General features: G+C 53.8%; 21 protein-coding genes. 11 read left to right on the top strand and 10 right to left on the bottom strand.

Annotated elements, in window-relative coordinates; genetic code table 11:
- Positions 1-10: 10 nt before the first annotated feature.
- Both rdrB and rdrA read right to left on the bottom strand, forming a co-directional pair.
- Positions 11-2,818 carry an antiviral RADAR system adenosine deaminase RdrB gene (gene rdrB, locus EYB48_RS00105; RefSeq protein ID WP_162018262.1) on the bottom strand — a complete coding sequence of 936 codons (2,808 nt, stop codon included), beginning with the start codon at positions 2,816-2,818 and terminating at the stop codon, positions 11-13.
- Positions 2,811-5,636 carry an antiviral RADAR system adenosine triphosphatase RdrA gene (gene rdrA / locus EYB48_RS00100; protein WP_162018261.1) on the bottom strand — a complete coding sequence of 942 codons (2,826 nt, stop codon included), beginning with the start codon at positions 5,634-5,636 and terminating at the stop codon, positions 2,811-2,813. The genes rdrB and rdrA overlap by 8 nt, the downstream gene beginning before the upstream one ends.
- 314 nt (positions 5,637-5,950) lie before the next feature.
- On the opposite strand from rdrA, the gene EYB48_RS00095 reads away from it, so the two are divergent.
- The 3 genes from EYB48_RS00095 (at position 5,951) to EYB48_RS00085 (ending at position 8,230) form a co-directional block, all read left to right on the top strand.
- A complete protein-coding gene (locus tag EYB48_RS00095) occupies positions 5,951-6,736 on the top strand; it encodes an SDR family NAD(P)-dependent oxidoreductase (RefSeq protein ID WP_162018260.1) in 786 nt (261 codons plus the stop codon).
- Positions 6,737-6,758: 22 nt separating this feature from the next.
- Positions 6,759-7,481 (top strand): Rossmann-fold NAD(P)-binding domain-containing protein, encoded by a 723-nt coding sequence (locus tag EYB48_RS00090; protein ID WP_202927615.1) that lies wholly within the window; start codon positions 6,759-6,761, stop codon positions 7,479-7,481.
- 95 nt (positions 7,482-7,576) lie between these two features.
- Entirely contained in the window at positions 7,577-8,230 is a 654-nt protein-coding gene (locus EYB48_RS00085; protein ID WP_162018259.1) for a TetR/AcrR family transcriptional regulator, read from the top strand.
- 57 nt (positions 8,231-8,287) lie between these two features.
- Here the strand turns inward: EYB48_RS00085 and EYB48_RS00080 are convergent, their stop codons facing one another.
- Positions 8,288-8,764, bottom strand: coding sequence for an RES family NAD+ phosphorylase (locus EYB48_RS00080; RefSeq protein WP_162018258.1), 477 nt, complete (start codon positions 8,762-8,764; stop codon positions 8,288-8,290).
- Positions 8,764-9,291 carry a type II RES/Xre toxin-antitoxin system antitoxin gene (gene parS / locus EYB48_RS00075; RefSeq protein ID WP_162018257.1) on the bottom strand — a complete coding sequence of 176 codons (528 nt, stop codon included), beginning with the start codon at positions 9,289-9,291 and terminating at the stop codon, positions 8,764-8,766. Before parS ends, EYB48_RS00080 begins: the two co-directional genes overlap by 1 nt.
- A gap of 428 nt (positions 9,292-9,719) precedes the next feature.
- On the opposite strand from parS, the gene EYB48_RS00070 reads away from it, so the two are divergent.
- From EYB48_RS00070 to phnF, 7 genes are all read left to right on the top strand, one after another.
- Positions 9,720-10,751 carry a putative 2-aminoethylphosphonate ABC transporter substrate-binding protein gene (locus EYB48_RS00070; protein WP_162018256.1) on the top strand — a complete coding sequence of 344 codons (1,032 nt, stop codon included), beginning with the start codon at positions 9,720-9,722 and terminating at the stop codon, positions 10,749-10,751.
- Positions 10,752-10,889: 138 nt separating this feature from the next.
- Entirely contained in the window at positions 10,890-12,038 is a 1,149-nt protein-coding gene (locus tag EYB48_RS00065; protein ID WP_162018255.1) for a putative 2-aminoethylphosphonate ABC transporter ATP-binding protein, read from the top strand.
- Entirely contained in the window at positions 12,035-13,789 is a 1,755-nt protein-coding gene (locus EYB48_RS00060) for a putative 2-aminoethylphosphonate ABC transporter permease subunit (RefSeq protein ID WP_235934802.1), read from the top strand. The genes EYB48_RS00065 and EYB48_RS00060 overlap by 4 nt, the downstream gene beginning before the upstream one ends.
- Before the next feature lies 1 nt (position 13,790).
- On the top strand, positions 13,791-14,900 hold the full coding sequence (locus EYB48_RS00055; protein WP_162018254.1) for a 2-aminoethylphosphonate--pyruvate transaminase: 1,110 nt from the start codon (positions 13,791-13,793) through the stop codon (positions 14,898-14,900).
- Between the two features lie 67 nt (positions 14,901-14,967).
- The gene (gene phnX / locus EYB48_RS00050) at positions 14,968-15,858 is read left to right on the top strand and encodes a phosphonoacetaldehyde hydrolase (protein ID WP_162018253.1); all 891 of its coding nucleotides are present in this window, start codon (positions 14,968-14,970) and stop codon (positions 15,856-15,858) included.
- Positions 15,855-16,979, top strand: a complete 1,125-nt coding sequence (locus tag EYB48_RS00045) for a TIGR03364 family FAD-dependent oxidoreductase (protein WP_162018252.1) — start codon at positions 15,855-15,857, stop codon at positions 16,977-16,979. Before phnX ends, EYB48_RS00045 begins: the two co-directional genes overlap by 4 nt.
- Before the next feature lie 19 nt (positions 16,980-16,998).
- Positions 16,999-17,739, top strand: coding sequence for a phosphonate metabolism transcriptional regulator PhnF (gene phnF / locus EYB48_RS00040; RefSeq protein WP_162018251.1), 741 nt, complete (start codon positions 16,999-17,001; stop codon positions 17,737-17,739).
- Positions 17,740-17,758: 19 nt separating this feature from the next.
- On the opposite strand, the gene EYB48_RS00035 is transcribed toward phnF, so the two are convergent.
- From EYB48_RS00035 to EYB48_RS00020, 4 genes are read right to left on the bottom strand one after another with little or no spacing between them, the layout of a single operon-like run.
- Entirely contained in the window at positions 17,759-19,357 is a 1,599-nt protein-coding gene (locus EYB48_RS00035; protein ID WP_162018250.1) for a TolC family protein, read from the bottom strand.
- A complete protein-coding gene (locus tag EYB48_RS00030) occupies positions 19,350-20,639 on the bottom strand; it encodes an ABC transporter permease (RefSeq protein WP_162018249.1) in 1,290 nt (429 codons plus the stop codon). Before EYB48_RS00030 ends, EYB48_RS00035 begins: the two co-directional genes overlap by 8 nt.
- Positions 20,636-21,310 carry an ABC transporter ATP-binding protein gene (locus tag EYB48_RS00025; RefSeq protein ID WP_162018248.1) on the bottom strand — a complete coding sequence of 225 codons (675 nt, stop codon included), beginning with the start codon at positions 21,308-21,310 and terminating at the stop codon, positions 20,636-20,638. Before EYB48_RS00025 ends, EYB48_RS00030 begins: the two co-directional genes overlap by 4 nt.
- Positions 21,307-22,404: an efflux RND transporter periplasmic adaptor subunit gene (locus EYB48_RS00020; protein WP_162018247.1), complete on the bottom strand. Its 1,098-nt coding sequence runs from the start codon at positions 22,402-22,404 to the stop codon at positions 21,307-21,309. Before EYB48_RS00020 ends, EYB48_RS00025 begins: the two co-directional genes overlap by 4 nt.
- A 43-nt stretch (positions 22,405-22,447) precedes the next feature.
- Between EYB48_RS00020 and EYB48_RS00015 the strand changes: the two genes are divergently transcribed.
- Entirely contained in the window at positions 22,448-23,179 is a 732-nt protein-coding gene (locus tag EYB48_RS00015; RefSeq protein ID WP_162018246.1) for a 4'-phosphopantetheinyl transferase family protein, read from the top strand.
- Positions 23,180-23,226: 47 nt separating this feature from the next.
- Here EYB48_RS00015 and EYB48_RS00010 read toward each other — a convergent pair whose 3' ends face one another.
- Positions 23,227-23,439, bottom strand: coding sequence for an MbtH family protein (locus EYB48_RS00010; protein ID WP_162018245.1), 213 nt, complete (start codon positions 23,437-23,439; stop codon positions 23,227-23,229).
- Between the two features lie 31 nt (positions 23,440-23,470).
- Positions 23,471-24,562: thioesterase domain-containing protein (locus tag EYB48_RS00005; RefSeq protein ID WP_235934800.1), on the bottom strand; the 1,092-nt coding region annotated here is incomplete at its 5' end.

Raw genomic sequence — 24,562 nt, 5'->3', positions numbered from 1 at the left:
TGCAAGCGCCTCACACGCTACGCTGGGTCCACACAGCCTGATGTTTACGGCGGAATTCCTGCACGCCGGTTTGGCGCAGGCGTTCGGTCCAGCTTTCGGCATCGGTGCGGGTGGCGCCATGCTCCATCGCGGCGGCGCGCAGCAAGGCAAATTCGGTTCTGAGTGTGGTCGGCATGATGCCGGGGTCATCGGTATTAATGCAGACCTTGATCGGACCACGGCGCAGACCAAAGCGGTTAGCCGCTTCGCCCGGTTTGAGCACGCTTTCCGAGACCGGATACCATCTGAATACCGGATGTTCACTGAAACTTTCCAGCCTTGCGATATACACATTGCTGGTCAGATTCACCTCTATCATCAAGCCGCGCGCATCGTACAGATCGAGCAGATAATCCTGCAAAGCTTCCATAAATTCCAGCTCGGTTTCCGTATGCTGATCGCTCAGGGTGCCCAGCGCATTTAAAGCTTGCTGCTGCCAGCGACTGTCGCTGTGTTCAGGCCCGCTCAGCGAGACTCTGACCTGAGGCAAAGCCGCATGGGTCTGGCGACAACCCCAGGCCGGTGCTGGCTTGCCGCCCTTCTGCATATCTAACCAGCGCGCGCGGTCGCGGAACAAACGTACATCGGGCAAATAATCCGATGCTGCTTCAGCTGTACTTGCATCACCCTGCAACTGCGCAGGCGGGGTACAAGGCTTCATCAGCTTATAGCGATCCGGTAATGCCTGCGCCGATTCCGCATCACAAATACCAGACAGCTCGGCCTGCTTCAATTGCCAGCTGCAATTGCGGCGTAACTGCCAGGCTTTGAATAAGGTTTCCGGATGGGTGCACGTGATATGCGCGTCGGCCTTGCAGGCAAATTGTTCATGCGCTGCTTTCAGAGTACTGCCCGGCTGCAGCCAATCCAGACAAGCCGGATGCATCCACGGTACATAGCGCAAAAAGCGCCGTATGCGTCGCTCCAGCATAGGCATGACTTGCGCCGCTAAGGGCAGGCGCTCTGCCATCACCCCCGCATAATGCCAGGCCCAGACCAGATTATCGACATGCTCATCGACCGGCACCACCATGTCACCATGACGCTGCAGCCAGTCGCGCGGACGTATGCCCAGTGCCAGCGCATGTCCCAGCCTGTCGCCGGAACGCATCTCGCAAAACTGGACGGTTTCATCCAGATGGCGCATGCCGGAATAAGGATGGGCATAGTCCTCACCCGCATGCACACTCAAATGCAAGCCCGCGACAGACTCCTGTCGCTCTGCCTGATGCTGCAAACCCTGACGCAGCCAGCGCAATGCAGGCGCATAGGTTTCAACCCGCACCAGATTTTCATCGCCAGCCACATCCAGGCCGCGCACCCAGCGCACCGGCAGCAATTGACGACGCATATCCTGCGGAAAACGGCTGCTCAGGCCCAGCAATTCCGGCCTGTCCCAGCCCGCCTGCGACAGGCATTGTTCACGTAATTGGCGCGCCTCCCGCCACACCAGTTCCGGATGATGTTGGAATTTAGGGATGCGTAAAAAATGTATGCAGAAATGCCAGCGATCCATCAATGTACGGTACGCTGCAGCCTCGTCCGCAGGCAAAGGCGCCAGCCCCTGCGGCGCAGCCACGCCAGTCGCGCTGGCAAGCTGACGCAACCACAAACCGATTTCCTCGGGATTGAATTTGGAACGCGTTACCTTGAGTTCTGCCACATCGTCGGGATGCTGGAACAGCACTTGCGCGGCATTCAGATGATTGGGTTGCTGCTCACCCCAGCGCAATGGCCTGTCGTAATAAGCCACGAAGCGCGTCAAGCCCTGACCATCCATAATCAGCTCGCGCCGTAAATGCATCAGACGATTCAAAAAATAAATGATGAGTACGCGCAGCGCGTAAGGGCATTGCGGACTTTGATAATGCCGCCACAGCCAGATCAGCAACCATAACCAGGCTTGGGCAACGCGCCCGGCCAACATCGCGACTGCCATTTGCTGGCGCAGCCAGGCCGGATCGCGCACTGAGGCATGCACACTTTGCTGCGCAATCAACTGCCAGTCGCTACGCCGTTGCGGCTGGGTGCGCCAACGCTCGCCCAGACTATCTTGCAGCAGCAAATTGAGCGTGGCATCGCATGTTGGTTCTGCCCCATACTCATAGGACTCAGGCAGCCAGCTCGCGCGCGTCAACAAACCATGCAGCACACGCTGCAGTTCGCACAAAGTCGAATGCTGAGGATGCTGTTTAAGGTGATCGCTATCCGGAGCCAGTACACCCAATAACAAAGCAAGCCCGCTGGTATGCACGCCGCCCAGATGCACATGATTTTCCGCGACCGCATTGCCATCGACTGCAGCCGGACTGAACAAAGCCTGCTGCTGCCCCACGATGCGCTGCATATCGTAGGTAGTCAGACTATGCGGCGACATCAGATGCTGCGCAAACTTCCAACCCACCACCAGCGCCGGATCGAGCTGCGCACAAAAGCGCACATAATCCTGCTCCTGCCCATCGCGATAACGCAGCGCATCACCATCTGCGATAAACAGCTGTTCATACAAATAATCCAGGCTACTGAATGCAGGACCACGCAAGGCCGTTTGCGGCCACACGATTTGCAAACCATGCCGGATTTCATTTAGACGAAAACGCCGCGGCCAGTCTCTGTCCAGGTCAGCCTGCAACACGTCCAGACAGGCAGCGTGAAAATGGCTGTGCTCCATCAGATGGCATGGGTCGGGGCTGAGCAGGTGTTGTTTCAGTTGCGTAGCGAAAGCCGAACTACAGAAGCAAGTGCTGATACCAAGTTGAATAATCTCCGGCTTAAGCATTTAAATCACTTGGAACTAGTTCTATCGCTTTTATAAATCGAGCCAAATGACTACTGCCGTGTATTCCACTCTTACTTACTAAATATCCCTTGAGATACCTTTGAAGTGTCGTAGAAAGTCCTCTTAAAAAACTGGTCTTAACTTTGTCTTTTATGTTCTTAGGTTGCTCTGACAAAATCTTCAAACGTTCATTGAAATTTTCGCCAACAAATTGGAGTAACACCCCGTCAATTTCACTACGTAAAAGGTTGTTCATTGCGATTTCATCCTTTGAAATTTCATCCTGAGACAGGACTCGAAGACTTTTTAAAGGTTGATCAATCACAACAACTTCTTTTTCTCTCAGTGATTTCTTCAACATCTGTCCCAAAGGATGAAGGTATAGCTTACCTACAACTGCTCCTAATTTTGATTTCGTGTTACTGAAATCGCTATCGTTAGAGAAATTCACATTTTCTAAGAATGGACTGATATTTTGGGTAAACAAAGAGGCCTTATGAAAATTATTCCATGCTGTCCCTACCTCGTTATCACTGATCTTTTTGTGTTGACCACTGAAGCTTCCTTTTTCAAAACTACCAAAATCTGCACAGATTGCATTAAACGCACGAATACCAACATCTATGACATAGTTAAATTTAGGCAAGTGTCCATTCGGCGAATAATTGAGTTGGCCGCTTTCTAGATCATATTTGACTCTGTATAGGGGCGATAGGTTCTTCTTTTCCGATGAAGCCTTTTCTCTCGATGAATCTCCTGAAGCCGCACGTGTAAAAAGCTTGTGAAACACACAGTAGACCAACCAAGGACTCAAACGAAATTGATCCAGCTTTTGTCCCTCTCGCCAGATATTGATTTCTTCAACAAACGAATCAATCGATTTTTCAAATCGAATTTTCTCGCTCTTTTTATCGTTTTCCACTAAATCGCTTGTCTCCGTCGCATCTTTTTTACTTCCAAACTCTGTCACCAAAAAAGCTCCCGTGGTATTAAGAGAAAGAGCTGAAGCAGAATAAAAAGGTGGCCTTTGCAGCAAATCCTTGACATAGTCCGCAGTAAGATCTTGCGTCAAACTCGCAATAAGAAGTTCAAAGATGCGTCCAATCTGAACCAAGACGGCGTCATTCCCAATTGAATAAGATCCCTCATGTATCAACAACTGCCGCAACAGTTCATCAAAATACTCTGAATGGTCCCGCTTCAATTCCTGATCTGTCGATTTAACAGGCCATGCCAGTTGCCTGTGCACTTGCGCTCCCAGATCTAGATTTGGATAAGGCAAAACAGTTTGCTCAGGTAGCTCACGTAGCCATTTTGGATTGCGTACTATTTCTTTGAGTTGCTGATTCCAATTTTCTTTTAAACCATCTTCTTTTTCGAACATTGAAAATTGATGAGCAGAATGCGAAAGAGGAGCGAACAAAGGGATGTTCAACGGATTTTGGCAAGCTGTTTTTTGTTCTGGTGGTTGCCCTTCTGACTTATTTTTTGATTCTTTTTTTGATCCCCCCCAAATTCTGTACCAGTATTGGTCAGCTTGGACGACCAGATATGCCGCACCTGCCCTATCGTGAATTGAAAAATAGGCTGCAAGCTTTCCTATGAGTTGACTCAACAACTTATCAAACTCACTGTTAACAGTTCGTTGATTCAGTATCTGATCGAAGTAAGGATTTTTATCCACACCATTTAATTTATCCTCGTCATTTTCTACAGCATCTGTACTACGTTTATTTCTACTCAAATGCGGCGCTAAATCTGCAAGATTACCGCCAATCGAAATAATCAATTGTGACAACTCCCTGACCGACGAAACCGGAAGCTCAAGGTAACTGTTATCACGCCCGTTAACTGCACCGTTTAGTATCAATATCAACAAGTCATACATATCTGCAAATGACAATAGCTTTTTGTCGCCCTTTATAAGCAGAATATCTTTCTTACACAAATACTCCATCACGTCAGGAACATTAACTCGGCGAGGTAAAGGTAAAACCTTGCGCTGATATTCGATCGCAAGCTCATTCGCTGTACGGCGTACCCCTTCTGCATGGTCTTTCACTTTATCGGTAATACGTCCATAAAATTCACGCCAGGTCACATCACGATAAAGATTTAAATCACCACTGATGATAGGAACTACGTATGGCGAAGCAAGATATTTTCTGACCACTTCCAGATTTTCAAACGCATGCTGTAATGAAGTGTCTACATCGTCGATAGGTAAGACTATCAGGCGCTTGTTTGTGACACCTAAGGCCAGACCAAATAACTTATGGACTTCATCGGCGATGCCATGATTGCCGATGAATGCACGTAATTTATCCAGACCAAATTCATTCTTTTGCTTTTGCACGCCTTCTAAGGCCGTGCCCAGGCGCTGCAATTGCTCATAAAATGCCTCGGTTTTATGATCTACGCGACTTAGCGCATCTTTAATCTGTTTATCACGCAGCAAAGCCGCCACAATAATATTGAGGAATAAGTCATCACCGTCTTCCAGCAAAGTAGGGTCCACCGGTTTCAGGATCAATAATTTATCCTTAAGCTCAGGCTCTTGATTCAGGTATAGCGGTAAATTCACGAGAATAGAACTCTTACCGGTGCCTCTGCCGCCATCGATCAGAATGGCTTCATGCGCACGCAAATCATCTAATTCAACGTCCAGTTTTCCATTTAATTTTTTGTCGCTTCGCTCCAATAAATCGGCAATGCGCTTGTACACATCGCGCGCCAGCAAATTTTCTGCTTTAGGCTGTCTGGCCTGTTCGCCCTGATCAACAGGGAAATAGATGATGTTCTCTTTATTGTCGCTCATGACTTTTGCCGATTTTCGATACAAAACAGCAACTATATGTCAGGCATGGTCAGTTTGTTAAGCAAAAAACTAGCCTTGAAGTAATTTCATCGACAAACTGTGTTTTATCAGACTGTCATGGCGATTTTTAAGCGGAAAATGTCTTAGATGACGATAAATAAGCGGCATCCCCGCCCTGCTAAATACGATATTTTTTATTGACAAGCCTCAACAGCAGATTTACGATGCACTCAAATGACCAACGGTCATTTATTTTTAGAATACAACTGACCAATAGTCATTTAATCAAATCCAGCATGGAAAAGGATGGAAATATGCAAGACATTCGCGGTTTATGGGCCTTGATTACCGGGGCATCCAGTGGCTTTGGGGTGGATTTTGCGCATTTGCTGGCGGCGCGGGGGGCGAATCTGGTGTTGGTGGCGCGACGGACTGCGCCTATGGAAGAGCTGGCGGCGCAATTGCGGGCGCAGCATGGGGTGCAGGTGCGGGTGACGGGGCTGGATTTGACGGCGGCGGATGCGGCTACGCAATTGAAACAGGGGCTGGATGCGGATGGGATAGCGATTGATATTCTGATCAATAATGCGGGCTATGGTTTGTATGGCGAATTCCTGCAGCAGCCACTGGAAAAGACACTGGACATGATGCAATTGAATATGCTGAGCCTGACCCGGCTCACGCATGTGTTTGGCCAGCAGATGAAGCAGCGCGGGCGGGGTTATATGTTGCTGATTGCGAGTATCGCGGCCTATCAGGCGACGCCGACTTACGCGGCGTATGCAGGCAGTAAGGGCTATGTGCTGTTGTTTGGCGAGGCGCTGCATCAGGAGCTGGCGCCGTATGGCGTGAAGGTCAGCGTGCTGTCACCGGGGATTACAGCGACAAATTTTCTGGCGGTGTCGGGTCAGCGGCCAACGCTGTATCAAAGGCTGGTGATGATGCAATCGCGGCCAGTGGCGCACATCGGTTTGCAGGCTATGTTCAAAGGCAAACTCAGCGTGGTGCCGGGGCTGATGAATAAGCTCACGATCTTTAGCAATCGCTTTACGCCACGCAGCATACAAAGCAAAGTCGCGTACACTCTCATGAAAAACTGAAACCCACGGAGCCGAAGGCATCATGCAAATCTCACAGACAGCCACGAATAGCCAATTGCGTATCCTGATACTGGGCGGCAGCGGGCTGGTCGGGCAATCACTGATACGGCAAGCGCTGGCCTTGCCTGGCGTAACCCAGGTGTGCGCACCGACGCGCCGTGCGCTGACTGGCTTTGTTGATGATGCCCGCCTGCACAATCCAATCCGTGATTTCAATCAGCTACAGGCTGACGATGCAATCTGGCAGGCTGATGTGCTGTTGTGCGCGCTCGGTACCACGATGGCGCTTGCGGGTTCGCAGGCGGCGTTTTACCAGACCGATCATGATCTGGTGCTGCGTTGTGCGGCGATGGCGCGGGCAGCGGGTGTGAACTGCATGGTCTATAACTCGTCGCTGGGTGCGGCGCTCAAGGCATCCTCATTTTATCTGCGGGTAAAAGCTGAAACCGAGCGTGATCTGGCGGCGCTGGGCTTTGGCACGCTGGGCATCGTGCGTCCTGCTTTACTCGACAATGAAGGACAACAGCGGCCGGATCACAGAAGCGGTGAAGCGATTGCGCTGCGTGTGTTGCGTCCGTTGCGCTGGCTGCTGCCGGCACGTTATCGCCCGGTTGGGATTTCGGTGGTGGCAGGCGCGATGTTGAGACTGGCGCAGTCGGCTTATGCAGGCAAAGCAGAATCAGCGCAACAAGCGGCGCCAATGCCTAAGCTGCTGATCCTTGAATCGGAGCAGTTGCAGGGCTGAACGCTGCGATTGCGTTGTGATGTGCGCCACGGCTGCGGCTATAGCCCAGAACAGCTACAATGTCTGACCACTGTATCCCCCACCCTCACGCACCCATGAAGCAAAGAGCCCTGTCCGACGACGATAAAGTCTTACGCCGCAACGCCATCCTGGCAGCGGCGCGTGAGCTGTTTGTGCGCGACAGCCATCAACTGCCCTCGGCCGCACAAATTGCGCAGGCGTCCGGCCTCGCGAAAGGCACGGTCTACCTGTACTTCCGCACAAAAGAGGAAATTTTTGTTGCGCTGTTAGCGCAGGAATTTGATGGCTTACTGCGCCGTATCAGCAGCTATCTGGAGAGTGCGGCATTGGCGCAAGGACTGGATGGTTTGCTGCAGGAAGTCTGCGAATACATCGCGACCCATCCTGAGTTTCTGCGGCTGGATGCGATGGCCTACAGCGTGCTGGAACAGAATCTGAGTGAAGCGTATTTACTGGAATTTAAAACATCCTTGACCCAGACCCTGGTCAGCACCGGCCAGCGCGTTGATCAGGCTTTGCAGTTGCCAGCGGGGCGCGGGGTGGCGCTGCTATTGCGCACTTATGCGCTGATACGCGGTTTGTGGCAGACGCTGGATTATCCTGAATATTTGCAGCGCATCCTGGCGGCACCACAATTTGCACCGATACGGCCAGATTTTCAGACGGAATTGCTGGCCAGCCTGCGCGATTTCTGGGCGGGTGCGCTTGCATCCAGCGCTGCAGCTTAGGCTACATCCGAGGCTGCTGTTAAGCTGAATCAGGGTTGAGGCGCAGCTGATATCAGCTCACAAACGCGGATCGTAAATAAACTGCCGCTTCACGGTCGCGCTGATTTGTCTGGCCGCAGCATGGGCGGGATTAATCAACACATTGTATTCTTCCGGCACGATGATGGATGGCACCAGCAACAGCGGCGCGCTCATCCCCTGCAGCCATTGCGTACCAAAATCAATACTGGCGGAGCCTGGTGGCTCGGCCAGCCAGGTCGGATCCAGCTCGCTGGCTTCTATCACTTCGCGTTCTTTCCAGACTTTAGCCGGTATGGTGATCTGCACCAGAAAGGCATTGCGGATCGCGATCTGGTCACCCAGATGCACCAGTGTCTCCAGCGTCGCGAGTGCAATACTGGAAGCGCTGTACACCACCGCACTACCCTTGGCATTCCAGCGCCCGCCGACTGCTTTGGCACCACCGCCACTCAAATCATCGGCGCGGTATTGTGGCGTATGTTTAGCGATACGCCAGACCAGTTGCGCCGACATCAGGACACCACGCCGTACTCTATCCTTCCTAAGGTGTCGAGCACCAGCTCATAACCCGCCTCGGTATCGAGTAGCGATAAAGGCGTTTCGCCACCCAGCGCACGGTTGACGCCGCGTATCCACTGCCGTGCCGCCGACTCATCTTCCAGCACACTCAAAGCGCGCTTCCAGACTCTGTCAGCACGGTACATTCTGTCCTGCTCAGCAGAAGACAGTAAGCCATTTTTACTGATGCGGGATTTCATGGTGCTTTTCGGCAGACGCAATTGCTCAAACAAGCCATCCTGCGTCATACCAAACTGACGCGCAATCACAGGCACCAGTTCAGCACTGACCCCATTGCGCATATGGTGTATCACTTCGGTCACATTGCCACGAAAAGGCATCGTCAGTACCTTGGCTGAAGTTTTTTCTGTTGCAGCAGTGGTGGCAGATGAAGATTTGCTGCGTACTGCTAGGCCTGACATCGGTGGCAAGACCGGACCACCGCCTATTTTATCGCCACCTTTTTTGATGCTGACTGCCATATTCACCTCCGCTTTCATCCATAAAAACGCACATGCCACTGCTACTGATTTCACTTCACCCAAAGCCAATAAAGTCTAACATTGGATTTAATTAAGTCTCATTATAGACTTTTTTCAAGATCAAGCCAAGTTCGTATTTACCAGTTACTGACACAGCGAGATGAAATCACCAGCAGCTGACCAAGCGATAGTCTGTCATTAAAAAGCTGCTTTGTGCCATACAGAGCAGGCAGCCAATTGCCAAAACTATGGCGCTATATCGACCGCAAGCGGCGCTATCACTAAGACCGAATAGAATCTAAGAATCATTTAAAACAAACAGAAATATCAAGTCATCTAGATGTCATTAGCCTGTCATTTTCACTTGTTACAGTGCGCAGCGTGCAGTGTTTATCCGCCACCTGTTCAACCCTAACAAGGAAACCGTCATGACTTTGCGAAAATTTGTACTCAGCTGTGCCACTCTGCTGTCGCTGCAATGCGCTAACGCGCTGGCCAATACCACACTGACCGTGTACACGGCACTGGAAGCCGATCAGCTCAAGGCGTATCAGGCGCAGTTTGAAAAAGAATATCCGGATGTGAAAATCAAATGGGTGCGTGATTCCACCGGCATCATCACGGCCAAGCTGCTGGCTGAAAAAGCTGCGCCGCAAGCGGATGTGGTGTTGGGGGTGGCGGCCAGCTCGCTGCTGATTCTGGATAAAGAAGGCATGCTGCAGCACTATGCACCGAAAGACGTCGCCAAGCTCAGCAAAAACTATGTAGACAGCGCGAACCCGCCAGCCTGGGTAGGCATGGATGTTTGGGGTGCGACCTTGTGCTTTAACACTGTTGAAGCAGCCAAACTGGGATTGAAAAAACCGGAAAGCTGGAAAGACTTGCTCAAGCCTGAATACAAAGGCCGCATCGTGATGCCAAATCCAGCCTCCAGTGGCACCGGCTATTTTGATGTGACTGCCTGGCTGCATTTGTTTGGCGAACAGGAAGGCTGGTCGTATATGGACAAGCTGCATGAGAATATCGCGCAATATACGCACTCCGGCTCCAAACCTTGTAAGCAAGCCGCAGCTGGCGAATTCCCTATCGGGATCGCGTTTGAATATCGTGCTGCCAAGCTGAAAGAATCCGGCGCACCGATAGACCTGATTTTTCCAAAAGAAGGTCTGGGCTGGGATCTGGAAGCGACTGCCATCATGAAGGGCACAAAATTTCCGGAAGCAGCACGCAAACTGGCCGACTGGGCGGCATCGCGTTCGGCCAATGAACAGTATGAAAAGAACTTCGCCATCGTGGCCTATCCAGGCGTCGCCAAACCCAATGCCTACATCCCTGCCAATTATGAGCAACTGCTGATCAAGCAGGACTTGCGCTGGGCCGCGGAACAGCGTGAACGCATCCTGAAAGAATGGAGCAAGCGTTACGACGCCAAAACCGAACCGAAACCAGTCAGCAAATAAAGCAGCAGGCCTTGCCGGGCCAGATTGCCCGGCAAGCAGCCGTCGCAGGCAGGCGTGGACAGCCTCCGCGTCTGGTCTGTTGCGTCAACATGAGTCAGCGCAGCGTGCTATGCAAAGCACGCTGTTCAGGAAAAAATTATGCATTTACACGATCTGCCGACAGTACAGTCAGCACAGTCAGCACAGAGCGCACCATTAGCGCAGCCTCACACAGAAGCCTGGCTGCGCTGCCGCGATATCAGCAAGCAATTTGGCACAACCAAGGTACTGGATCACATCAGCCTGGATATACGCAAAGGCGAATTCCTGTGCCTGCTGGGGCCATCCGGCTGTGGCAAAACCACACTGCTGCGTATCATCGCTGGTCTGGAGCAGCAAGATCAGGGGCAAATCCTGATGGGTAACCGTGACATTTCATGCTTGCCACCGGCTGAGCGTCATTACGGCATCGTGTTTCAATCCTATGCTTTATTCCCCAATCTGAATGTCAGTGACAATATCGCATTTGCTTTGCGCGACAGCCGTCATGCTAAACAAAGACGGGTTGATGAATTACTGGATCTGATCGGCCTGCAAGGCATACAACAACGCTATCCGGCACAACTATCAGGTGGCCAGCAGCAAAGAGTGGCACTGGCGCGTGCATTGGCGACTGCGCCCAGCCTGTTATTGCTGGATGAGCCATTGTCGGCACTGGATGCGCAGGTGCGCGATCATTTGCAGGCCGAGCTGCGCCGCCTGCAAGAAAAACTAGGCGTCACCACAATCATGGTGACACATGATCAGGATGAAGCCGCTGCGCTGTCAGATACCATCGCGGTCATGCATCAGGGACGCATCGTACAGAGCGGCACACCCGAGCAAATCTACCACCAGCCTGCAAATCGTTTTGTGGCTGATTTTGTCGGACGCTGCAACTGGTTTCCAATCACGCAGCATCAGAGCGAGCACTGGCAACTGGCCGGTGAAACGCTGCAGCTGCATGCAACAGCGACACCAGGCAAACAACAGCTGGAAGTATTCTGCCGTCCTGAGCATGTGCAGATACAAAGCGAATGGCAGGCGCACAGCCAGCAAGCCAATCAATGGATGGCGATAGTCGAAAGAGTGGATTTTCTGGCTGGCCGCCGCCGTGCCACCCTGTCTTTGTGCAAGCAACGTGATATCCGCTTTGAGGTGGAGTTACATCAGCGTGATCCCGCCTATAGCCAGCTGGTGGCCGGACAAATGGTGTGCGCGCATTTACCGCCAGCCAGCCTGACCGTATTCGACACGGAGTCTGCATGAACGCGCCCAGAACGACGCTGCAGACGGCGGACGCCATGCAAACGCCATCAACATCTGCATTGTTGCGCTCCATCTCATCGCACGCCTGGAGCGACGCATTCGGCAAACTCTTGCTGATCTTAGCGGCGGCTTTACTGCTGCTCTTTTTGGTCTGGCCAGTATTGAGCATACTGCAAAAAGCGCTGCAAAATCAGGCTGGCGAATGGATAGGCTTGCAGCATTTCTTTGCTGTACTCAGCGAAGCAAGAATCTGGCAGGCAGCCGCCAGCAGTCTGCAACTGGCGCTGATCACGCTGGCCATCGTGTTACCTGTTGCCTTGCTGGCGGCCTTTGCGCTGATGCGTTCGGCCTTGCCGCTGCGCCGCCAATTACGTGGCTTGCTGCTCTTGCCTATGTTATGCCCTTCGCTGATGCCTGCGATTTCTCTGGTCTATTTATTTGGCAATCAGGGCTTACTGAAATCCTGGCTGGGATCACACAGTATTTACGGGCCGATAGGCATCGTCATCGGCGAGGTGTTTTACACGCTGCCGCATGCCATCCTGATCCTCAGCACCGCGCTCAGCGTGGCCGACGCACGCCTTTACGAAGCAGCGCAAAGCCTGGGCGCCAGCCGCATGCGCCAGTTTTTCAGCATTACTTTGCCCGGTATACGCTTTGCCTTATTGTCGGTCGCGCTGTTGGTATTGACGATGGTGGTGACGGATTTTGGCGTTCCTAAAGTGATAGGCGGCCAGACCCAGACGCTGGCACTGGAAGCCTATAAACAAGTCATCGGCCAGCAGAATTTTTCTCAGGGTGCGGTGATAGGACTGCTACTGCTGACCCCGGCCTTGCTGAGCTTTGCACTGGAACGCTATACCGCCAGTCGCCCGGAAGCCGGTCTGAGCGCACGCAGCCTGACTTTACAAATACGGCGCAATGTCTGGCGTGATGCGCTGCTGGGCTTGCTTTGCGCTTTGATGCTGTTGTTTGTGCTGGCTCTGTTTGGCACCGGCATTTATGCAGCGCTGATCCGTTTGTGGCCATATCAAATGGAACTCACACTGCGTCATTTCAATTTTGATGCGGTCGATGGCGGTGGCTGGTCAGCCTTTCTGAACAGCCTGCAACTGGCCTTGCTGACCGCGCTGGGTGGCACGGTGCTGGTCACGGTGAGCAGCTATCTGAGCCTGAAAAAATTCAGCCAGCACTGGCTCAGCCGCTGCCTGCAACAACTGGCATGGTGGCCGATGGCGATACCCGGCATGGTACTGGGTCTGGGCTATATTTTCTGCTTCAATCAGCCTGCGCATCCGCTGCACTTCCTGTATGGCGGCATGAGTCTGATGGTAATGGCGACCATCATGCACTTTTACACTACCGCCTACCTGACCCTGAGTACGCAATTACGCAAGCTGGACAAGGAATTTGAGGCCGCAGGCCAGAGTATGGGGCGCAGCTGGCTTACCCTGTTCTGGCGCATCACCCTGCCCCTGTGCCTGCCTGCGCTGATTGACGTATTCCGCTATTTCTTTGTCTCTGCCATGACCACGGTCAGCTGCGTGATTTTCCTGTACAGCCCGGACACCGTGCTGGCATCGGTATCAGTACTGAATATGGATGATGCCGGAGATACCGCTGCTGCAGCAGCAATGGCGACCCTGATCGTTGTGACCTCATTATTCATCAACCTGATTTTGCAAATGCTGACTGGCCTGCTCGAAAACCGTCATCGCCGTTGGCAACAACCACTTACCAAGGAGTCCTGATATGCGTGATCCCATCCTGCTCACCCCCGGCCCGCTGACCACCAGCCTGGCAACCAAAACCGCCATGCTGCATGATTATGGTTCCTGGGATGCTGATTTTAATCGTCTGACCGCCAGCGTCTGCCAGCAATTACTCGCCATTATAAATCCGGCTGACGACGAATTTGTCTGCGTTCCCTTGCAAGGCTCGGGCACCTTTGCGGTCGAAGCCGCGATTGGCAGCCTGCTGCCTAAAGACGGCAAATTGCTGGTACTGGTGAATGGTGCTTACGGCAAGCGCATGGCACAGCTGACCCAGATGATGGGGCGCGCCTGCGCCGTGCTGGATGCAGGCGAAACCGAGGCCATCGATACCGAACAATTACGCAGCTATCTGGCAGCTCATCCTGAGATCAGCCATGTCGGCGTGATTTATGTAGAAACCAGTACCGGCATCCTGAATCCGCTGCAGCAAATCGCTGACATCGTACATGCTGCCGGCCGCCGTCTGATCATCGATGCCATGAGTGCCTTCGGCGCCTTACCACTCGATAGCCGCAGCCTGCGCTTTGATGCGGTGATTGCGAGTAGTAATAAATGTCTGGAAGGCGTACCGGGCATGGGCTTCGTACTGGCCCGCCGTAGCGCATTAATGGAAGCGGAAGGCAATAGCCATTCACTGTCGCTCGATCTGTACCAGCAATGGACGTATATGCAGCGTACCGGCCAGTGGCGTTACACCCCGCCTACCCATGTCGTCGCGGCGCTGGCCAGCGCACTGGAGCAGTACCAGCAAGCTGGCGCGCAAACCGGCAGACTGGCGCGTTACCAGCAACTGTGCGACCACCTGCTGCAAGGCTTGCAGCGTCTGGGCTTGCGCTCTTTCCTGCCCGCTGAGATTCAGGCACCCATCATCGTGACAGTCCATGCGCCCGCTCATCCACACTGGAACTTCCAGCAGTTCTATGAGCTGGTCAAACAGCGTGGCTACATCCTGTATCCGGGCAAACTGACTGAAGTGGAGAGCTTCCGCATAGGCTGTATCGGCGCGATACAAGTGGCCGATCTGGACGGCGCGCTGGCAGCCATTGCAGATGCCTTAGCACAGATGGGCATCCCGAAAGAACAATGAAAAAGCAGCTCAGCTCACGGCTGTGATCCCACACAAACTACCAATTTCAAATTTAAGGAAACTCAGTATGACTACACAGACTCCGCAAGCCGCCATCAGCGATGTTATTGACGCTGCAGTTCAACACCCTTATCGCTATCAGCGCCGCTACAGCGGTCCCCTGCAAGCCGTAATTTTTGACTGGGCTGGCACCCTGGTCGACTTTGGCTCGTTCGCACCGACTCAGGTACTGGTTGATGCATTTGCCGCTTATGGCTTCCAGATCTCACTGGCGGAAGCGCGGGTACCGATGGGGATGGCGAAGCGGGATCATATCCGTGCTATTACCCGCATCCCGGCTGTGGAACAGCGTTGGCTCGCACAATTTGGCAGCAGCGCCACCGAAGCGCAGATCGATCATATTTACGAAAGTTTTATGCCTATGCAGATCAGCCAGGTCGCACAATATTCAGCACCGATACCGGGCGCACTGGAGACTTTGCAGGCTCTGCGTGAGCGGCAAATCAAAATAGGTTCCTGCTCTGGCTATCCACGTCAGGTCATGAATACCTTGTTGCCACACGCGAGCCAGGCTGGCATTACCGTCGACTGTGCGGTAGCGGCGGATGATCTGGCGGCCGGTGCGCGTCCGGGACCGTGGATGGCCTTGCAAAACGTGATCGCACTGGGCATCACAGATGTCGCTGCCTGCGTCAAGGTCGATGATACCGTGCCTGGCATTGCAGAAGGCCTCAATGCCGGCATGTGGACGGTAGGTCTGGTTTTATCGGGTAATGAAGCGGGTTTCAGCCTGGCAGAATTTGAAGCTGCAGATGCCAGTCTGAAGGATAAAAAACGCCAGTATGCAGGTCAGTTACTGGCACAGGCTGGCGCGCATTACCTGATCGACAGCGTCGCACAATTGCTGCCGGTGTTAAACGACATCCAGTTGCGCATGCAAGGTGGCGAACGCCCATGACTACGCACAAACCACGCCTGGCTATCGTCGGCGCTGGCATGCTGGGTTTAGCCCATGCGCTGGCGGCGGCTGAACGGGGCTTTCAGGTCGATGTCTATGAGCGCGATAGCCAGGCGCTGGGGGCATCGGTCAGGAATTTCGGCCTGGGTCTGCATCTGGGCCATGCCCGGGGAGAGATGCTGGAGCTGGCACGCGCCAGCTTGCAGCGCTGGCGTCAGCTGCTACCGGAATTAGGTGTCTGGTACAAAGAAGCTGGCAGTCTGATGTTGGCGTGTAACCGCTATGAAGCTGACATACTGGAATGCTTTCAGCAAGCGCTGGGCAGCGAGTATGGCACGCAGCTCATGAGTCAACACCAGCTGGCTGATGCTGGCTGGCAGCGCGAGTCGGCAGTATCGGCCTTATCGAGTCCACATGAAATCGGCTTTGCCTCGGCCCGGCTGATACCGCGTCTGAGTGCATGGCTGCAGCAAACCAAGGACGTACGCATACATTATCAATGCGCGGTGCTGGGCATAGATGATCAGGTGCTGCACACCGCGCAGGGGCTGGTGAAGGCCGACCATATTCTGCTGTGCAGCGGTCATGAATTCCGTCATTTAATGCCGCATTTGTATGCAGACAGCGGCATACGCTTATGCAGTCTGCAAATGCAGGAATTAGGGATTGCGCCACGCCGTATCGCGCCGACCTTGCTGACTGGTCTGTCCTGCCTGCACTATCCGGCCTTCCGCCAGACACCGCAACTCGCGCTGCTGGCTGAGCGCTACCATACGCATTTACAGCAACAACATCCGGCAATACCGGAGCATGGTATCCATCTGATCGTACAGCAATTAGACGACCCCAGCCGCATCATCGTCGGTGACACCCATCATTACGCAGACGACGCGGCCATCTTTCAGAGCGCGGAAGCCGATGTGATTTTGCGTGAACTGTGCAGTGAGCTATTGCAGACGCCGGTCTCTGCTATCCGCCACTGGCAAGGCGTGTATGCGAGCGCAGCTCAACCCTATCAGGTTCTGAAGCCTCAGCCCTGCCTCACCACAGTCAACATGACGGCAGGCATAGGGATGAGCGTAGCTCTGGCGCTGGCAGCGCAGGTGGTAGAATCGCTGTAATCCACCAAAAACACAGACCATGAGCAACCAGCAATCCAACACCTCCACCTTTAAACGCGGCCAGGGTACGCCGGTATGGCGTCAGATCGAAGCCATACTGGCGCAAGATATCTACAGCGGAAAATTAAGCGGCAAGCTGGAGAATGAAACCAGTCTGTCTGAACGCTTTGGTGTGAACCGTCACACGGTGCGCCAAGCGGTGAAAGCGCTGGCGGAACGCGGACTGATCGAAGTGGTGCAAGGTAAAGGCAGCTTCGTACGCGAGGAAGTGATCGCCTATGAACTTGGGGAACGCACCCGGCTTGCGCATAGTCTGGCTAAGGCAAGAAAAATCGGACACAGCCGGATATTGAACGACCACGTCTTGCCTGCCACTGCCAGCGTGGCGCAGATGCTGGGCATAGACGAACATACTGAGGTGCTGCAAATTGACACCCTTGATGTGGTGGAAGATAAAGTGTTGGGCGTTTGTACCCAGTACTTTCCGCTGCCGCGCTTTGCCGATTTTGCGCGTCACTATCAGGAACTGGGTAAAACCCATCTGGCGCTGCAAGCCTGCGGTGTACAGGAATTCACGCGTAAGCTGAGCCGCATCAGCGCCCAGCTGCCTGACAAACATGTGGCACGTCAGTTACAGCAATCCAGCTCCAGTCCTGTGCTGTGCGTGGAAAGCGTGTATCAGGATCAGGATAAACACATCATAGAATACGGCATTTCCCTGCTTAGCAGCAGTTCGGTACAAGTGGTCATCGAACCCTGATCTGGCACAATATCTCAATTTATGGCGCGGTCAGCTCTGCGCCTGTACGTTGACGTGCCACCGCGGGGAACAGGAAATCCAGCTGTGCCAGCGCTGCCTCATTGTGGGCGATGGCGAGTTCTGCCGCAGCCACATCTTCCCGATTTTGCGCTTCACTCAGCGCGAGCGTGCTACCGGTGCCATGGTTCAGTTTATCAGCCGCTAACTGGCGCTGCGATGTCGCCAGCTCCAGCCGGCTCTGTGCCAGTTCCTGTTGCAGTTGAGCACTCTTCATTTTCAGCTGAGCCTTCTCTCTGGCGCGCGCGCGCTCATCGTCCCATTCCTGATTGCGCAATTGCAGGCGCTCTGCCTCAAGTACGCTTTCCGCTATTTTGTTACGTACCAGGCCACCATCAAACAGCGTGTAGCTGAGCGCGACGCCAACACTGGCATCGCGCCTGTGCACATTGCTGACGGAAGTCGTGTTACTGCTGTCGGTGCGCCCCACACCCGCGTACTGCGCATACAGACTGATCTTAGGCCTGGCAGCAGCCTGCTGTATCTGTATCTGTTTCTGCGCTGCCTGTAGCTCCAACAGATTTTTTTTGTTGTCCAGCCCGGGTTCTGCGTAAGGTGCTACGGCTGCCAGATCCTGTTCCTGCGTGCTGTCAAAGCCACACATTGCATCCGCTTCAGTATTTGCTGAACTAACGCTATTTATTGCTGTGCTGAATTGCAGATAAGTGCTTTCGAGCTCGGTCTTGCGTAGCTTGAGTGTAAGCTGATGCTCGCTGAGCGCATTCGCGACCGTGCGATATTCGATATCAGCAATACGCCCTTGCGACCAGCGTGTTGCTGCGAGCGTTTGTTTTTCCTGGGCTAATTGCACAGCGCTTTGTGCCATTGCTCGCCGCACGCAGGCATGCCGCAGTTGAAAATAGCTTTGCGCAACTTCAAGCACGACACGCCTGACCGTCAGGCTTTGCTGAACATCCATGCTGTCTTTTTGTACGACTGCGTGCGCCAGCATGGCCTGATCGCGTCCGCCATTGTAGAGATCGTAATCGATGCGTAAGGACGGCGTAATCTGGTATTTAGGCAGGCTGCGTATGGTTTCTGCGGTAAATGTTCCTGCGCCGGGTACATTGACGGAAGACGTCGTGCCTGAATAGGTATCGTAATTATTGGTCGCCAGTGCATCGGCCAACACACGTACTGTGGGCTTAAAGCTGGCCTGCGCCTGATCAATTTTAGTTTGCGCGCTTTGCCTTGCGAGCTGTGCGATACGGATAGTCAGCCGCTTACGCAATGCGATTTGAATTGCCTGCTCAAGCGAACGGGGGCGCGCTGACTGAGCTGCGTTTTCGGCCAGGTCTGCTGCGTCCGGAGCATCGGAACCATAGCCCTGTGCATCCGGTTTTTGTGTGCGGAAGCTAGCTGCCTGTCTGGAATCCAGCATACTGACAACACGCAGAGGACGTGCTGCGGCCGGTTTGAATGTCAGGCTCTGACTGTAGCGCAGCATCATTGCATCCTGCGTTTCTGCGGCCCGCGCCACTTCGGCAAGACCTGGCATCGTTGGCGTGATCAGACACACACTGCAGAGTGCATGTAGTGCTTTCACATGGTTTTTATTCATAGCGTAATGCCTCAACCGGGCGTAAAGCAGCTGCCCTGTATGCCGGATAAAACCCTGAAATCAAACCGATCACTACCGAAACGACCAACGCAAGCAGCGCGGTGACCGGCGAAGGTAACAGGGGAAATCCGGTCAGCTGCACAATCAGGTAGCTGGTAGCAAATCCCAGCAACAAACCAAGTACACCGCCCAGACCGCTGATCAAAGCCGCTTCGAGTAAGAATTGCAGCAGGATGGAACGCTCAGTGCCACCCAGCGCCTTGCGTAAGCCGATTTCCCGCGTACGTTCCAACACAGAAGTGCTCATGATATTGAGTATGCCCAGGCCAGCTACAAACAAGGACACCGAGGCGGCGATGATGCCTATCTTGGAGACGCCGCCTAAAATCTTATCGGCGGTTTCGATGTACTGCTCCATGGTGTCAGCGCGGTAGTCATAATTCCCTTTGTGCTCACGCTGGAGAAAGGCAATGATCTGCCCGGTTCCCAGCGCGGCCGGCGCCTGATCGTTGACCAGTTGCGCCTGTATGGTATCGATGTCTTTACTACCCATGATCGCTTGTTGACGGTTGTAGGGGATCAGTGCGCGTGCGTCCGCGTCCCCGCCGCCGGACGAACCTATACTGGATAAAAAACTGCGGTCCTTGTGCGCCAATACGCCGATAACTTCGAACGTTTGTCCATACAACTGCACTTCCATGCCCAGAGGATTACTCTGACTGCCAAACAGCTCACGACATGTGGTTTCACCTATTACGATGACCTTACGCTTGCGCGCGATGTCATCTGTATTCAATCCCCTGCCCATAGACGTGGAATCATTATTGATTTCCATGTAGTCTGGCCCGACGCCAACTGCATTCACACGGCTGAATTTATTACCGGCTTTCAGCAGGTTTGCGCCAGTACGCGCGTTGTAGACTAAGGGCGAAAAACGCGCCACCGACGTGCAGCAGCCCGACTTACTGAGTGCGATCAAATCCTCATTTGTGATGCCGCTGCCCGCTCTTTGCAAGCGCTGAGGATCAAGGATTTTTCTGTCGCGATAAATCCAGACTGTGCGCAGGCCAAAGGTCTGCAACTCTGAATACACCACATTTTTTCCGCCTTCACTGACCACACCGATCAGTATCACCGCAGATATCCCGATGGCGACGCCGAGGACGCTCAGAAAAGTCCGGAAACGCCGGTGTCCCAGGCTCAGTAAGGCCTGAGCCAGCAAATCGCGCCCCTGAATACTGCGCCGGAGCTGTCGCGCATAGGTGGATTGTTGAGCACTCATTTGCAACTATCCCTGTCCACTAATCCATCCCGCAAATGAATCACACGACGTGCATAGGCTGCGATCTCATTCTCATGCGTCACCATGATGATGGTCTTGCCCTTCGCATGCATATCACAGAAAATTTCCATGATTTCTGTGCCGGATTTCGAATCCAGCGCGCCAGTGGGCTCATCGGCAATCACGATTTCCGGATCATTCACCAAGGCCCGCGCAATCGCAACACGCTGTTGCTGCCCACCCGATAACTGTGCCGGAGTGTGATCCAGTCTGTGCCCAAGCCCCACATCGCTGAGTGCCTGGCTGGCACGCGCCAGGCGTTCATCAGGCGCTACACCGGCATACACCATAGGCAGCTCCACATTACGCAAGGCATTCTGGCGCGGAATCAGATTGAAGGACTGAAAAACAAAACCAAACAGTTGGTTGCGTACGCGTGCAAGCTCGGCTTCACTGCAGTTATCCAGATTTTCACCATTGAGTATATAACGCCCTTCATCCAGTACATCAAGGCAGCCCAGTACATTCATCAAGGTTGATTTTCCGGAGCCGGATGGCCCCATAATCGCGACAAAATCATGGGCCGCAATATCCAGCGTAATATCCTTCAACACTGGCACTAAAGTCGCGCCGTGGCCATAGGATTTTTTACCGTTCTGTATGCTGATCATGGTTTGACCACAGTGTGCGCGGTGTCAATCACTGTGCCTTCGCTGAGCAATTCTCCCTGTGGCACGACGATGGTTTGTCCGGCTTCTAAGCCCGAGCGTATCTCTACATAGCGATCGCCCATCATGCCGACCACGACTGCTTGCTGCTTTAGCTTACCGTTGACAAGCAGCCAGACAAAGCTCTTGCCAGCTTTACTGAACAGCGTTTCGACTGGCACACGAATCACGGTCTGTGCAGAGCCTGTCAGTATCCTGACATCCAGTTGCTGATTGAAACGCGCATTCAGGCCGCCCGCTGCCAGACTGAGCCACACGGCCAGATAATCCGTACTGCCCTCGCGCTCCACCGCTGGATTGATGCGGATTACTTTTTCCCTGACTTCTGTTTCAGGATGCCCATCCAGCGCAATCAGTGCTGGCATTCCCTCTTTGACTGCAGCAGCGTCAGCAGGCTCGATTTTAGCGAGCACCTGCATACTGTTTTCCGGGATGATAGCCAGCAGTGGCTTACCTGCCTGTGCAGTTTCACCCGCTTTGATCTCTACGCTGACCACCACGCCGCTGACCGGTGTGAACAAACCGCGTTTTTTCAAACGAAGTTGCAGTCGGCCAGCATCGGCGCGCACTGCATCCCGCCTTGCTTCCAGGCTACGCAATTGCAGGTCCAGCTCCTTCACACGCTCTCGGGATTCACCGCCGGCTAACATATCCTGATGTAGCGCATCACGTTGCGCGCGCCGGCTACCCAACTCTGCTTCTGCCTGCTGCAACTGCGCCTGCTGAACCAGCTGTTCAGCTTTAATATCTGTCGCATCCAGGCTCAGCAGGGCCTCGCCTTTATTCACATGGCGACCAATTTGCACCAATACCTCGCTGACACGGGCTGACTCCTCGGCTGTCAGCACCACTTTTTGCTCACTGACCGCCAAGCCCGTGACACGCAGCTGAGACTCTATGGTGCCACGGTCAACTTTGATCTGCTGTAGCACAAGTCCAGACTGGGCAGGCCGCACAGTCCGGTTCAGTAAGACATAAGCCAGAGCCGGTAAGCTCAAGCCCAGTATCAGGTACAGTAGTAAAGATTTTTTTTTCATATTTTTTAGGCTGCTACTCTTGACTGATTTCAGGTGGCCGCATATGCAGTGCTATCATGTCTGCGTTGAATTCGTCCATTCCATTCCATTTAAATTCCGTATGAAAACCGACACCGTTTCTGATTCGGGCTGGATACGCCCACTGCTACCGCCCGAGATCGTCGTCGCGGAAGCAACTATAGAATCAGCGCACACGGAAACCGGGCTTCTGGCGGGATTATTTAGTGAAGAACGCGAAGCCATTGCGCGTGCAGTGCCACGACGCCAGGCTGAATTCGCAAGCGGACGGCGGCTGGCACACATGGCGCTGAAAGAGGTAAGCGGACTAGCCTGTGCCATTCCTGTGGCAGCTGACCGCTCACCGCTGTGGCCGGCTGGCATCCTAGGTTCCATCACGCACTCTGAAAACGTGGCAGCCGTTGCTGTGACGCGTGCTGGTGGCGCTTGGCAAGCGATAGGCATAGACCTCGCCAATATCCAGCGTTTCGAACCAAATCTGGCGCGTGTGATCTGCACGGCAGCAGAACGTGCCGCCGCGTTGCCCTTGCCTTTAGTGTTCAGCGCCAAAGAATCTTTATTCAAATGCCTGCATCCGCTCACCAAAGTATGGATGGATTTTTCCGATGCAGAGATAAGTCTGCGTTCTGATGCAGAATTTGTGGCGGTGCTGACAAAAGACTGCGGCCGCTTCGCGAACGGGACCGTGATCGCAGGTCGCTGGCGTGAACATGCAGGCGTCATGTGTACCGCTATTTGCCTGCCAGCGCGAACCTGAACCTGTTTCCGGCTCAGGCAGCACTGAGCTTTATGCGCAATCATGACTTAGCCCAAAGTACGCAGGCTGCGTGGACGCATATCTGTCCATAACTCAGCGACCTGCGCCAGGCATTCTTCTCTGGAACCTATGGTGCCAGTCTGTTTCCAGCCCTCGGGAATATCCAGCTGTTCCGGCCAGACTGAATATTGTTCTTCAGCGTTGATCAGCACCACCCAGTCCCAATTGTTTTCGTGGCCGTTTTGATTGTCCTTGCTCATGATGTGATGTCCTCCTGATGAGATTGAATGATTAAAACAAATGCGGCGCAAGGAATGCAGCCAGCTTGTCTGCCCATGTGGCCTGCATCAGTGCAGCGTGACTGCAGTCCAGATCGAGCGTATGTAGCCCGGATTGCAAATGTGTAGGCCAGTCAGACAACTGTTGCGCGCTTTGTGTGGCGCGGATTTGCAGGCAGACAGCGTCATCAGGCAGTTGCAAGCGCGGCGCTTGCCAGGCATGTGCCGCTTGCATCATCTTGAGTGCAACATCGACCCAGCGCTGCGCATCTGCCACAGCAAATCCAGCTGGCACCAGGCCCCGGGTTTGCAATAGCTGCACCAATTCTTCGACAGAGCGTGGCATTTCCTGCAAACCGCCTATGCCCAAGCCCTCCATCGCTTCAGCCATGATTTGTGTTGGCGTGACCGCTACACGCTGCTCAGCCACCGCCATAGGCACATCAATCAAAGCGAGCAAGGAAACCGGCTGCGCCTGTGCCTGCAACTGACTGACGATTTCAAGTGCGATCAAGCCACCCAGCGAATAGCCCGCGATCTGATACGGTCCTTCGGCCTGCACCTGACGTATGCAGGCGATGTAGTGGGTGGCCATCGCTGCAATACTGGTGTGCGGCTGTTCGCCTGCTTCCAGACCGGGCGCCTGCAAGCCATAGACCGGTACCTGATCCGGTAACTGCCGGACCAAGTCCTGATAGCAAAACACCGTGCCGCCATAAGGATGAATCGCAAACAGCGGGCGGCGTGATCCGCTGGCGCGCAAGGGTACCAAGGGCCCATGACCAAGCAGCGCTGCATTCGCGTGTAAGCTGGCCATCGCTTCTATGGTCGGAAAGGCGAACAAACTGCGTAAAGGCAGCGCCGCATCCAAGGCAGCGTTACAAGCAGCATGCAGACGTATCGCCAGCAAGGAATGCCCACCCAACTCAAAGAAGTTATCGCGCACGCCGATTTGTGTGCGTCCCAGCACGGTTTGCCAGACGGTTTGCAAGCGCTGTTCAGTCGCATTGCGCGGCGCGAGATAAGCACGCTGAGTCAGCACAGCATCATTGTCATCCGGCGCTGGCAATGCCTTAACATCTAACTTCCCGTTCGCATTCAAAGG

The sequence above is a fragment of the Cognatundibacterium crateris genome, assembly GCF_010078235.1.
GTDB classification, from domain to species: domain Bacteria; phylum Pseudomonadota; class Gammaproteobacteria; order Burkholderiales; family Burkholderiaceae_D; genus Undibacterium; species Undibacterium crateris.
Note: the sequence above shows the minus strand (reverse complement) of the source record. Positions and strands in the feature narration are given on the sequence as shown.

Coding starts and splice junctions, on each gene's coding strand:
- rdrB (WP_162018262.1), bottom strand. CDS start 2,818: ATGCTTAAGCCGGAGATTATTCAACTTGGTATCAGCACTTGCTTCTGT.
- rdrA (WP_162018261.1), bottom strand. CDS start 5,636: ATGAGCGACAATAAAGAGAACATCATCTATTTCCCTGTTGATCAGGGC.
- EYB48_RS00095 (WP_162018260.1), top strand. CDS start 5,951: ATGCAAGACATTCGCGGTTTATGGGCCTTGATTACCGGGGCATCCAGT.
- EYB48_RS00090 (WP_202927615.1), top strand. CDS start 6,759: ATGCAAATCTCACAGACAGCCACGAATAGCCAATTGCGTATCCTGATA.
- EYB48_RS00085 (WP_162018259.1), top strand. CDS start 7,577: ATGAAGCAAAGAGCCCTGTCCGACGACGATAAAGTCTTACGCCGCAAC.
- EYB48_RS00080 (WP_162018258.1), bottom strand. CDS start 8,764: ATGTCGGCGCAACTGGTCTGGCGTATCGCTAAACATACGCCACAATAC.
- parS (WP_162018257.1), bottom strand. CDS start 9,291: ATGGCAGTCAGCATCAAAAAAGGTGGCGATAAAATAGGCGGTGGTCCG.
- EYB48_RS00070 (WP_162018256.1), top strand. CDS start 9,720: ATGACTTTGCGAAAATTTGTACTCAGCTGTGCCACTCTGCTGTCGCTG.
- EYB48_RS00065 (WP_162018255.1), top strand. CDS start 10,890: ATGCATTTACACGATCTGCCGACAGTACAGTCAGCACAGTCAGCACAG.
- EYB48_RS00060 (WP_235934802.1), top strand. CDS start 12,035: ATGAACGCGCCCAGAACGACGCTGCAGACGGCGGACGCCATGCAAACG.
- EYB48_RS00055 (WP_162018254.1), top strand. CDS start 13,791: ATGCGTGATCCCATCCTGCTCACCCCCGGCCCGCTGACCACCAGCCTG.
- phnX (WP_162018253.1), top strand. CDS start 14,968: ATGACTACACAGACTCCGCAAGCCGCCATCAGCGATGTTATTGACGCT.
- EYB48_RS00045 (WP_162018252.1), top strand. CDS start 15,855: ATGACTACGCACAAACCACGCCTGGCTATCGTCGGCGCTGGCATGCTG.
- phnF (WP_162018251.1), top strand. CDS start 16,999: ATGAGCAACCAGCAATCCAACACCTCCACCTTTAAACGCGGCCAGGGT.
- EYB48_RS00035 (WP_162018250.1), bottom strand. CDS start 19,357: ATGAATAAAAACCATGTGAAAGCACTACATGCACTCTGCAGTGTGTGT.
- EYB48_RS00030 (WP_162018249.1), bottom strand. CDS start 20,639: ATGAGTGCTCAACAATCCACCTATGCGCGACAGCTCCGGCGCAGTATT.
- EYB48_RS00025 (WP_162018248.1), bottom strand. CDS start 21,310: ATGATCAGCATACAGAACGGTAAAAAATCCTATGGCCACGGCGCGACT.
- EYB48_RS00020 (WP_162018247.1), bottom strand. CDS start 22,404: ATGAAAAAAAAATCTTTACTACTGTACCTGATACTGGGCTTGAGCTTA.
- EYB48_RS00015 (WP_162018246.1), top strand. CDS start 22,448: ATGCAGTGCTATCATGTCTGCGTTGAATTCGTCCATTCCATTCCATTT.
- EYB48_RS00010 (WP_162018245.1), bottom strand. CDS start 23,439: ATGAGCAAGGACAATCAAAACGGCCACGAAAACAATTGGGACTGGGTG.